Source organism: Actinorhabdospora filicis (assembly GCF_030269765.1).
Taxonomy (GTDB): domain Bacteria; phylum Actinomycetota; class Actinomycetes; order Mycobacteriales; family Micromonosporaceae; genus Actinorhabdospora; species Actinorhabdospora filicis.
Genome location: NZ_BSTX01000002.1, coordinates 862,833 through 873,720, shown reverse-complemented (window position 1 = coordinate 873,720; position 10,888 = coordinate 862,833). Strand labels below are relative to the sequence as shown.

At 74.1% G+C, this 10,888-nt stretch carries 9 protein-coding genes; 5 read left to right on the top strand and 4 right to left on the bottom strand.

Annotated elements, in window-relative coordinates:
* The first annotated feature begins 268 nt into the window (after window positions 1-268).
* Window positions 269-1,228 carry a non-homologous end-joining DNA ligase gene (ligD, locus tag QSK10_RS16860; RefSeq protein ID WP_285663780.1) on the top strand — a complete coding sequence of 320 codons (960 nt, stop codon included), beginning with the start codon at window positions 269-271 and terminating at the stop codon, window positions 1,226-1,228.
* On the opposite strand, the gene QSK10_RS16855 is transcribed toward ligD, so the two are convergent.
* Window positions 1,225-4,350, bottom strand: a complete 3,126-nt coding sequence (locus QSK10_RS16855; protein ID WP_285663779.1) for an AfsR/SARP family transcriptional regulator — start codon at window positions 4,348-4,350, stop codon at window positions 1,225-1,227. The two genes, ligD and QSK10_RS16855, sit on opposite strands and share 4 nt — an antisense overlap.
* A 126-nt stretch (window positions 4,351-4,476) precedes the next feature.
* Here QSK10_RS16855 and QSK10_RS16850 point away from each other — a divergent pair, with 126 nt between their 5' ends.
* From QSK10_RS16850 to QSK10_RS16840, 3 genes are all read left to right on the top strand, one after another.
* On the top strand, window positions 4,477-5,622 hold the full coding sequence (locus tag QSK10_RS16850; protein WP_285663778.1) for a serine hydrolase domain-containing protein: 1,146 nt from the start codon (window positions 4,477-4,479) through the stop codon (window positions 5,620-5,622).
* Window positions 5,623-5,693: 71 nt separating this feature from the next.
* Window positions 5,694-6,371: a DUF4097 family beta strand repeat-containing protein gene (locus QSK10_RS16845; RefSeq protein ID WP_285663777.1), complete on the top strand. Its 678-nt coding sequence runs from the start codon at window positions 5,694-5,696 to the stop codon at window positions 6,369-6,371.
* A 29-nt stretch (window positions 6,372-6,400) separates the two neighbouring features.
* Window positions 6,401-7,552, top strand: coding sequence for a serine hydrolase domain-containing protein (locus tag QSK10_RS16840; protein ID WP_285663776.1), 1,152 nt, complete (start codon window positions 6,401-6,403; stop codon window positions 7,550-7,552).
* Window positions 7,553-7,603: 51 nt separating this feature from the next.
* Here the strand turns inward: QSK10_RS16840 and QSK10_RS16835 are convergent, their stop codons facing one another.
* On the bottom strand, window positions 7,604-8,833 hold the full coding sequence (locus QSK10_RS16835; RefSeq protein ID WP_285663775.1) for an MFS transporter: 1,230 nt from the start codon (window positions 8,831-8,833) through the stop codon (window positions 7,604-7,606).
* Window positions 8,834-8,908: 75 nt separating this feature from the next.
* Here QSK10_RS16835 and QSK10_RS16830 point away from each other — a divergent pair, with 75 nt between their 5' ends.
* The gene (locus tag QSK10_RS16830; protein ID WP_285663774.1) at window positions 8,909-9,511 is read left to right on the top strand and encodes a CGNR zinc finger domain-containing protein; all 603 of its coding nucleotides are present in this window, start codon (window positions 8,909-8,911) and stop codon (window positions 9,509-9,511) included.
* Here the strand turns inward: QSK10_RS16830 and QSK10_RS16825 are convergent.
* Window positions 9,508-10,128, bottom strand: coding sequence for a DUF998 domain-containing protein (locus tag QSK10_RS16825; protein ID WP_285663773.1), 621 nt, complete (start codon window positions 10,126-10,128; stop codon window positions 9,508-9,510). The genes QSK10_RS16830 and QSK10_RS16825 overlap by 4 nt on opposite strands.
* Before the next feature lie 100 nt (window positions 10,129-10,228).
* The gene (locus tag QSK10_RS16820; protein ID WP_285663772.1) at window positions 10,229-10,816 is read right to left on the bottom strand and encodes a TetR/AcrR family transcriptional regulator; all 588 of its coding nucleotides are present in this window, start codon (window positions 10,814-10,816) and stop codon (window positions 10,229-10,231) included.
* Between the last annotated feature and the right edge of the window lie 72 nt (window positions 10,817-10,888).

Sequence of the window (10,888 nt, the reverse complement as noted above, 5' to 3'; positions counted from 1 at the left end):
CTCAGCAAGCATACGGGGACTCGCGCGAATCCGCGCGCCATTCTTTGCCCGCCAGGCTACCCGCCGGTACGATCTCCCGCCGTTCATTCCGGCATTCTCCCGAGCGATTACCGGTCCCATTCAGCGGATCATCGCGCCCGCCGGGCAACAATTGTTCGTCCCGCAAAACTGTGCGCGGGGGCGACATGTTGCCGCCGAAGTCCCCCGGGCGCGCCGCCGGCGCGGTACGGTCCCGGTACCGATCGCAGCCCGCCCCGGGGGTGGTTCCATGCCGACGAATCGCGTCGAGTTCGACGTCGACGGACACACGATCAGCATGTCCAACCCGGACAAGGTCATGTATCCCGACACCGGCTTCACCAAGTCCGACGTCGCCGCCTACTACCGCGCCGTCGCCACGATCATCGTCCCGCACCTGCGCGACCGGGCCGTCACGCGCATCCGCTACCCCAGCGGCACCGGCCAGAAGCCGTTCTACGAGAAGAACGCGCCGAAGGGCACGCCCGGCTGGGTGCGCCTGGCCACCGTCGCCACGCCCGGCTCGTCCAAGGACCGCGACTCCGCCGACTTCGTGGTCGCCGACAACGAGGCGACCCTGGTGTGGCTGGCCAACCTCGCCGCCCTGGAGCTGCACACCCACCAGTGGCTCCTCGACGGCCGCGAGGCCGACGAGACCGAGCCCCGCATGCCCGACCGCCTGGTCGCCGACCTCGACCCCGGCCCCGGCTCGACGCGCGCCGACTCCGCCAGGGTCGCCTTCCTGCTGCGCGACCGGCTCGCCGAGGACGGCCTCACCGCCCACGTGAAGAGCTCGGGCAAGAAGGGCCTGCACCTGTGCTGCGCGATCGCCGCGACCCAGCCCGACGTGCAGGTCTCGGCCTACGCCGAGGCGGTGGCGCGCGAGCTGGAGGAGGAGCATCCCGACCTCATCACGGCCAACATGCTCAAGGTCAAGCGCGAGGGGCGCGTCTTCATCGACTGGAGCCAGAACAACGCGGCCAAGACCACCGTGGCGCCCTGGTCCCTGCGCGGCCTGACCATGCCCACCGTCTCGGTCCCGATGACCTGGGAGGAGGTCGAGGGCGACCGCGACCTGCGCTTCACTCCCGAAGAGGCCCTGGAGCGGGCCGCCGACGGCGACCTGTGGGCGCCCCTGCTGGAACGCGGGCCCGAGGTCCCCGAGCAGGACAAGGTCCGCAAGCGCCGCCCCGGCCGCCGCTGGACCTAGCGCACGCGCGACTCCATCAGCCACCCGGCGGCCTCGTCCGGGGACAGTTCCGCACCGCGCTGGAAGGCCGGGTCGTATCCGGGACGCCCGAGGGCGGCCACCAGGCTCTCGCGCAGGGCGCGCAGTTCGGTGTCGCCGTGGTCGAAGGCGCCCCGGGCCGCCCGGCTCAGGCCCAGCGCGGTCGCCGCGCCCTCCGCGTCGCCCTCCAGGAACAGCAGCCGGGCGAGCAGGTGACCGGCCGAGGGAACGTCCATGGCCGCCCGCGCGGCCTCCACGGCCCCGGGCAGCAGCGCGCGGGCACCGGCGGCGTCGCCGGCGCCGAGGCGGTTGGCCATCCGGGCGGGCGGCAGCCGGTACCCGACGGCCACCGGCAGCCGCCCGGCGAGCTCCTCCAGGCGGTCCAGCTCCCGGTCGGCGCCCACGGGATCACCTGATCGGCGGCTCAGCTCGGCGGCGACGGCCAGGACCTCGATCGCCAGGACCGGCTGGCCGCGCCGCCGCACGGCCGTCTCGGCGGTCTCGACGTCGTGGCGGGCACCGGCCAGGTCGCCGCCGCGCATGCGCTCGGTGGCCAGGGCCAGGCGGGTGGAGACCTCGTCCTGGGAGCCGAGGTCGACGGCGATGGCGAGGCTGTCCTCGTAGGCGGCGACGGCGCGGTCGTGCTCACCGGCGACGGCGTGGACCTGGGCCAGGCCGTACAGGGCCTTGGCCGCCCACCAGCGGTCCCCCACCCGCTCGAACAGGCGCAGGGCGGTGGCCATCGCGCTCGCCGAGGCGTCCCCGTCGCCGCGCACGCGGTGCCGCATCGCCTCGATCATGTGGGTGCAGGCGATCGCCCACTCGTCGGTCCCGGCGCGCACCCGGGCGATCTCACGGTCGGCGAGGTCCCCGAGGCCGAAGACGGGCGCCATCACCAGCACGGTCGTCAGCAGCATCGGGTGGCGCTCCAGCGCGCCGGTGGCGGCGCAGTCCTCGATGAGCTCGCGCAGGCGCCCGGGATCGGTGAGCGGCTCCTCGCGGTCCCCGACGCGGTGGATGGCGGTGAAGGCGGCCCGGGCGGGGGCGGGCAGGGCCTCGCCGAGCGCGGCGGTCCGGGCGACGTAGTCGTCGGCGCGGGCGTCGTAGCGGACCATGACCCAGTACCAGTACAGCGGCGCGAGGACGGCGGCGGCGTGCTCGCCGTCGCCGTCCTCGATCGCCGTGTGCAGGGCGTGGACGAGGTTGGCGTGCTCGTCGTGGAAGAGGCGGAGCGAGTCCTCCTGGTGGTGTCCGCGCAGCAGCGGCTCGTGTTCGGCGGCCAGCGCGGCGAAGTGCCGGGTGAAGGCGGCCCGGGCGGCCTTGTCCTCACCTTCGAGGCGCAGGTGCTCCCCGGCGTGGGCGCGGATGGTCTCCAGCATGCGGTAGCCGTCGGCGCTCCGCTCCACGATGGACTTGTCGACCAGGGAGTCGAGGAGGTAGGCGATCTCACCGGCGGGGAGGCCCGCGTCGGCGCAGACGGCCTCGATCGCGGCGGGGCCCGTGCGGGCGGGGATGACCGACATCCGCCGGGCCAGCGCGCGCTCATCGCCGGACAGGAGGTCCCAGCTCCAGGCGATGACCGCGCGGAGGGTCTGCTGGCGGGGCCGGGCGCCGCGGTTGCCGGTGCTCAGGAGCCGGAAGCGGTCGTCGAGGCGGCGGGCGATCTGCTCGGCGCTCATGCTGCGCAGGCGCGCGGCGGCCAGTTCCAGCGCGAGCGGCAGCCCGTCCAGGCGGCGCACGATGTCCACGATGGGGCCGGTGGTCCCGGCGTCGAGGGTGAGACCGGGCTGGACGGCGGTGGCGCGGTCGAGGAACAGCCGCACGGCCGCCGAGCCGGACGCCTCCTCGGGCTCGGCGTGCTCGGGCGGGAGGCCGAGTGGCCCGAGGCGGCAGAGGGCCTCGCCGATGACGTCGAGGGGCTCGCGGCTGGTGGCCAGGATCGTCAGGTCCGGCAGGCGCGCCAGGAGGTGGGCGGCCAGGTCGGCGGCGGCGCCGGTGAGCTGCTCGCAGTTGTCGAGGATCAGCACGCCCTCGTCGCCGGTGAGCATGGCCGCGATGCGCTCCAGGGGTGTGCCGGGCGGCTGGGGCCCGGCGGGGCTGAGCGCGCCGAGCACGGCCTCCACGAGGGCTTCGGCGGTGTGGGCGTCGGCGAGCGGGACGAGCCAGACGCGGCCGCGGGCGTGGGCGCGGTGGCGTCCGGCGGCCTCCACGGCCAGGCGGGTCTTGCCGGCGCCGCCGGGGCCGACGATGGTGACCAGCCGGGAGTCGTCCAGCGCGCGGTCCAGGGCGCGCAGCTCGTCCTCGCGGCCGACGAAGCTGGTCAGCGCGGCCGGGAGGCGCCCGCCCGGGGCCACCACCCGTTCGGGCCGGGGCGCGGTGGGCTCGCCGCGCAGGACTGCCAGGTGGGTCTCGCGCAGGCGCGGTGAGGGGTCGACGCCGAGTTCCTCGGCGAGGGTGTCGCGCACGCGCTCGAAGGCCGCCAGGGCGTCGGACTGGCGCCCGGCGGCGTGCAGGGCGCGCATGCGCAGCCCCGCGAGGCGCTCCCGCAGCGGGTGGGCGATGGCGGCGGCCTCCAGGTCGGCGAGCACCTCACCGTGCTCGCCGAGCCGCAGCGCGGCCTCGAAGCGATCCTCGGAGGCCCCGGCGCGCAGCTCGTCGAGGCGGGCCCCGGCCGTGGCGGCGAAGGGGATGTCGCGGACGTCGGCCAGCGCGTGCCCGCGCCACAGCGCCAGCGCCTCGTCCAGCAGGGACGACGCGCGCCCCACCGAGCCGCCGGCCAGTTCGCGGGCGCCGCGCCGGGCGAGCTCCTCGAAGCGGAGCGCGTCGACGTAGCCGGCCTCCAGGCGGTAGCCGCCGGTGACGCGCTCGACGACGGCGGCCCCGGCCAGGGCCTTGCGCAGCCGGTGGACGAGGGCGTGGAGCGCGTTGACGGTGCCCCCGGCCTGCTCTCCCCACAGCCCGTCGAGCAGCGCGTCGACCGTGGCGACGTCGTTTCCGGCGAGCGCGAGCCTGGCCAGCAGCGCGCGGATCCGGGTGCCGCCGAGGTCGATCGGCGTGCCGTCGTCGGTGTGCGCCTCGACGGGCCCGAGTACGTGAATCCGCATGATCGCCAGGTTATCGGGCGTCTCTTACACGGCTCCGGGCCGCTGGAAGCGGGATGTAAGTGGCCTGTCAGCGGCGCCGCCGAAGGTGGAACACGTAACCGAGACCAAGACCGAGAGGGCAGTGCGATGAACGCGAACGAGAAGATCCAGACGGTGCTCGACCGCTCGGTGGCCGAGTACGGCGTCCCCGGCATCGTCGCCGAGGTCCGCGAGGGCGACCGGACCTGGTTCGGCACCGCGGGCGTCTCCGACACCGAGACCGGCGCTCCCCGCCGGGCGGGCGAGTTCTTCCACACCGGCAGCAGCGGCAAGGCCTTCACCGCCGCGACGCTGCTGGGCCTGGCGGCCGAGGGGCGGCTGAGCCTGGACGACGCGGTCAACAGGCACCTGCCGGGTGTGCTGGACGTGAACGGCTACGACGGCGAGGCGATCACCGTCCGGCACCTGCTGGGCAACACGGGCGGGCTGTTCCCGACCGGCCTGGCGCCGGAGGTCAGCTACCGCTACGCCACGCGCTCGGGGATGGACCGGCACCGCTTCGACACCTTCACCACCGAGGAGCTGCTGCGGGTGGCGGTGTCGCAGCCGCCGGTGGGCGCGCCGGGCGAGCGCTTCTGCTACGCCAACGGCGGTTTCTACCTGGCCGGGGCGATCATCGAGGCGATCACCGGCCGGACCTACGCCGAGGAGGTCGAGCGCCTGGTGATCGGGCCGCTGGGGCTGACGCACACCTGGGTGCGCGGCGTGAAGGAGACCGGTTACCCCGAGCCGCACCCGCGCGGCTACTCCCACCAGTTCCTCAAGGACGGCGCCGACCCGGGCGCGGTCACCCCGGAGAACTGGCAGTCGCTGATGGAGGAGCCGGGCCTGCCCGCCCTCGACGTCACCGAGCTGAACTCGTCCCTGGGGTACGCGGCCGGGAACGTCGTGTCGACCACCGGCGACATGATCCGCTTCCTCAACGCGATCGTCAGCGGTGAGCTGCTCCCGGCCGAGCAGCACCGGCAGATGTGGACGACGGTCTCCACCGACGGCGCCTTCTGGATGCCGCACACCCGCTACGGCCTGGGCGTCTTCGAGTTCGTCCCGGAGGCGACCGGCGGGCGTGAGCTGCGCGGCATCGGCGGCAGCTTCTGGGGGACCTACTTCTTCGCGGTCGGCACCCCCGACGGGCGGCACACGATCGCCGCCCACACCAACACCGAGTGGAAGTCCTGGGACCCGATGTTCCAGCTCATCGAAGCGGAGTTCGGCGTCGCCATCGGCGGCTGAGCACACCCCGGGCCACCGGCGCCCGCCGGTGGCCCCCTCCCCCACCTCTCCCCTCGAAAGGAAGCCCCCCGATGAACACCTACGCCACCCCCGAGCCCATCACCGCCGCGGTGTCCCTGAGCGCCGCCGAGATCCGCGTCAGCGCCACCGACCGCGCCGACACCACCGTCGAGGTCCGCCCGGCCGACCCGGCCGACGCCACCGACGTGGCCGCCGCCGAGCGCGCCCGCGTCGAGTACGCCGGTGGGCGGCTGACCGTCAAGGACCGCTCCCGCGTCCGCTACCAGCCCGGCCGCCTCGTGGTGACCGTCGGGCTGCCGACCGGCTCGGCGCTGGCGGTGACCGTCCGCGACGGCGGTCTCAGCGGCGAAGGCCGCCTGGGCCCGGTGCGGGCGCACGTCGCCGACGGCCACATCCGCCTCGACAGCGCCGGTGAGCTGCGGCTGTCCACCGAGCGCGGCGACATCAGCGTGGACCGCGCCGCCGACGGCGTCCACGCGACCGTCTCGCACGGTTCGGTGGTGATCGGCGAGCTGCGGCGCGGCCTGGCCGAGCTGTCGGTCGGCGCCGGGCGGATCGGCGTCGGCGTCCCGGAGGGCACCGCGATCGTGCTGGACGCCAAGACCGCCCTCGGGCGGGTCCGCGACAACCTCGGCGACCTGCCCGAGCCCTCCGGGGACGACACCGCCGAGCTGCGCGCCCACCTCGGCAGCGGCGACATCGTCCTCGACCGCGTCAGCGGCAACTGACACCGACTTCCCGAACGGAGACCACCCCGATGAAGACGACCATCCGCAAAGCCGCCACCTGCCTCCTCGCCGCCGGACTCGCCCTGACCGTGACCGCCTCCCCCGCCTCGGCCGGCGGCCGCCACGCCGGAATCCAGCGGGTGCTCGAACAGGCCGTGGCCGACGGCACGACGCCCGGCATCATCGCCGAGGTCCGTGACGGCGACGGGCGCTGGTTCGGCGCCGAGGGCGTGGCCGACACCGGCACCGGCCGCGAGCGCCACCGGCAGGACCGCTTCCGCATCGGCAGCACCACCAAGGCGTTCACCTCGACGGTGGTGCTGAAGCTGGTGGCCGAGGGGCGGCTGAGCCTGGAGGACAGCGTGGAGAAGTGGCTCCCCGGCGTGGTGCGCGGCAACGGCAACGACGGCGCGGCGATCACCGTCCGGCAGCTGCTCAACCAGACCAGCGGCCTGTTCGCCTACACCCTGGACCCGGCCTGGATCGACGCCTACTTCTCCCCGAACTACCCCGAGCACCAGTACGAGCACTACCGCCCCGGGGACCTGGTGGCCATCGCGATGACCCACCCGCCGCTCTACGCCCCCGGGACGAGCTGGAACTACTCCAACACCAACTTCGTGCTGGCCGGGATGATCATCGAGAAGGTCACCGGCCGCTCCTACGCCGATGAGGTCACGCGGCGGATCCTGCGCCCGCTGGGCATGAGCGCCACCTACGTCCCCGGCGACGAGACCGTGATCCGCGGGCCGCACGGCCGCGCCTACTCCACGCTGTGGCAGGGCCCTACCGCCGAGCGCCACGACGTCACCGACATGGACGCCTCCTGGGGACGGGCGGCCGGGGACATGGTCTCCACCACCGGGGACCTCCAGACGTTCTTCCGGGCGCTGCTGGGCGGGCGGCTGCTGCCCCCGGCGCTGCTGGAGGAGATGCTGACGACGATCCCGACCGATGGCAAGGGCTGGCTGGAGGACCGTGGCTACGGGCTCGGCATCGTCGCCCACAAGCTGCCGTGCGGGGTCACCGCCTGGGGCAACGGCGGCATGATCCACGGCTCGTGGACCTACGCGATGGGCAGCAAGGACGGCTCGCGCATGGTCGTCTCCAACATCAACGGCGACTGGGGCGACGCGCTGGCGGTCTTCACCGCCGAGCTGGAGGCCGAGCTGTGCCCGTGACCGGGTGAACCGAGGAAGCGCCCCCGCCGGGATCCCGGCGGGGGCGCTCGCCTATGCCCGCGACGGCTCCTCCACCCGGCGCAGCGCCGAGGTCGTCACGCGCGGGGCGAGGACGCAGGCGGCCAGCGCGAGCCCGGCTCCGGCGATGACGAAGGCGTTCCGGACGCCGACGGTCCCGCCCAGGATCCCGCCGGTCAGGCCGCCGAACGGCACGACGCCCAGGACGACCAGGCGGTAGGCGGCCGTCACGCGGCCCAGCAGGGCGTCGGGGACGGTGGCCTGGCGCAGGGTGGAGACCACGATCTGGTTGCAGGAGGCGGCCACGGCCGCCAGGAACATCGCGATGAGGCCGGGGACGATCCCGGCGCCCAGCCCGAGGACGGCGTAGCTGGCGGCCGGGGCGAGCGCGGCCGCCCAGGTGACCGGGCCGCCGCCGACGCGCGGGATGACCTTCTCGGCGATGAGTGAGCCGAGGACGGCTCCGGCGGCCGGGACGGCGATGAACAGCCCGTAGGCGGCCTCGGGCACGCCGAGGGGGCCGGTGACGAGCAGGACGAGGATCGAGCCGGTGGCGGTGCTGAAGAAGTTGATGGCGGCCGAGATCAGCGCGACGCGCCGCAGCAGGTGGTGCCGCCAGAAGTGGCTCCAGCCGGCCGAGATGTCGGCGAGGACGCCCTGGGCGGTCTGGTGTTCGGCGGCCTCCTCGGTGGGGGTGGGCAGCAGGCGCGGCAGGAGCAGGGCGGCGAGCCCGGCGAGGGCGAAGAGACCGGCGGCGCCGCTGAAGGCGAAGACGGCGGCGACGGCCATGAGGGAGGAGCCGACGGGCGGGCCGATGAAGGTGTTGATCACCGACTGGGTGGCGAAGAGCCTGCCGTTGGCGCGTTCGAGCCTTTCGCGGGGGACGACGCGGGGCGGGACGGTGAGGGCGGCGTTGTCGACGAGGGTCTCGGCGGTTCCGGCGATGAAGACGGCGGCGTAGAGCAGCCAGACGCTCTCCCAGCCGAGGGCGACGGCGGTGGCGAGCAGGGCGAATCCGGCCGCGCGCAGGAGGTTGCCGCCGATGAGGATGCGGCGGCGGTCCATGCGGTCGGTGAGGGCTCCGGCGGGGAGCGTGAACAGCAACCAGGGCAGGAACTGGACGATCGTCATGCCCGCCACGGCGAGGGGGTCGCGGTTGAGGGAGGCCATCAGGAGGGGTGCGGCCGCGACGAGGATGCCGTCGGCGGTGTTGGAGGCCGCCTGGGAGCCCCAGAGCGCGCCGAACCCGGAGAGCTTCCGCATTGCCCTAACTCCTTAAAACATGATTGAGCATTAGGGCTGGCACGCTAACATGTAAACGTGCCGAAAGGAATTAGGGTGCCGGTACTGCCGGACGTCGAGCCCTCGCGCGTCGGCGGCGACCTCGCCGTCGACTTCCTCAACACCGTCTCCTGGCGCCGCGACCCCGAGCGGCGCGCCGAGCTCCTGCCCGGCTACACCCACGTCCTGGCCTGGCTGGAGCGCACCGGGCTGATGGGCGCCGACGACGCCACGGCCCTGGCCGGGCTCGCCGAGCGGGACCCCGAGCTCGCCGCGGCCGAGTACGCGCTGGTCATCGAGCTGCGCGACGGCACCTACGACGCCCTCGTCGACGGCGCCCACCCCGAGGCGCTCCAGCGGGAGCTGGCCGCCGCGCACGCCGCCAGCCGCCTCGACCGCGAGCCGGGCGGGGCGTGGCGGTGGGCCCCGGCGAGCCCGGGCCCGTCCACACCCCGCCACACCCTCGCCCTGGAGTTCGCGCGACTGCTGACCTCGGAGGCGGTCGCGCGCTTCCACCGCTGCGAGGACCGGCACTGCGGGTGGGTCTTCCTGGACACCTCCCGCCAGCGCAACCGGCGCTGGTGCAGCGCCGCCGACTGCGGCAACCGCAACCGCGTCCGCGCCCACTACCGGCGCTCGCGCGCGGGTGATCCGGCCTAACGGCGCAGCCGCGTCACCCCCGTCCCGATGGCCCACAGCAACAGCGGGAAGACCGCCAGGCGCTCCATGACACCCAGCCCGAGCCCGAGATAGGCCTGCGCGAGGGTGAGGACGGTGGCCGCCGCGGCGATCACCCCGGCCGCGAGGGTCCACCATTGCCGCAGCGACGCCCCCAGCAGGATCATCGCGGCCGAGCCGCCGGCCAGCATCATCATCGCGCCCAGGCCGTGCGCGGTCAGGTTCTCGTTCTCCGGGGCGAGGGAGACCACGACCCAGCCGGTCCCGGCCACCACGAGCAGGACCTTGGCGACGGTGACCGCCCGCCGGGCCGGCCAGGACCGCCAGGCGAGCAGCGTCCCGGCGGCCAGCAGGATCCCGCTGAGCGCGAAGGAGGCGTTGACCAGGCCGTGCGCGGGCGAGCAGATCTCGACCACGCTGCCGTCGGTGAAGTACTCCCAGGGGCCGCAGGCGGTGTTGCCGAGGTCGCTGACGAACTGCCCGGTGAAGGAGTAGGGGGCCGTCGAGGCGGCCTGCGCGATCGCCTGGACGACGAAGAAGAGCACGAGCAGAATCCACGCGTAAGCCGCGAAACGGGCACGCGAAGGGTGCGTGAGCATGACTCACCTTTCCAGGGGGTGTCAGGGGTGGAGCCCGAAATGGGCGGCGCCGACCGCCGTCCGGACCCGTGGCCCGGCCGTGGCCGTACCCATGTGGGGACTAGAGTCCGCGTTCCAGCAGGTCGAAGGCCTCGTCGATCAGGACGCCGGCGGCGCGCCCGATCGCCGGCAGGCGCGAGGCGCGCACCGCCCACTCCAGGACACCGAAGGCGGTGGTCACCAGCACACTCGGGTGGGCGTCGGTCAGCGGGTCGCGCCCGTCGCGGGCGGCGATGGCGGTGATGACGGCCAGGAAGCGGCGCTCCTCGTCCTTGGGACGCGAGGCGCGCGCGTGGAGCTCGGGATGGCGCCGCCACAGCGCGATCTGCTCGTCGCTCGGCAGGTGCGTCCCGGCCATGTCCTTCACCAGCGCGCGCATGACCCGCACGGACGGCTCCTCCGGCGGACGCTCGGCGATGAAGGCGGTCAGCTCCTCGACCTCGGGGGCGGGCGCGAGGGTGAGGGCGTCCTCCTTGGCGGAGAAGTAGTTGAAGAAGGTGCGCGTCGAGATGTCGGCGGCGGCGCTGATCGCCTCGACGGTGGCGGCCTCCAGGCCCTTCTCCAGGGCGAGGTGGACGGCGGCGTCGGCGATGAGGCCGCGCTTGCGCCGCCGGGTCTGTGCCCGGCGGCGCTCGGCGGCTGATTCCATGCGTTGCACCCTACGCAGAACTTGCACACTCCGCAAGTTTTGCACATCGTGCAACTCTTGCGGAGTGTGCAG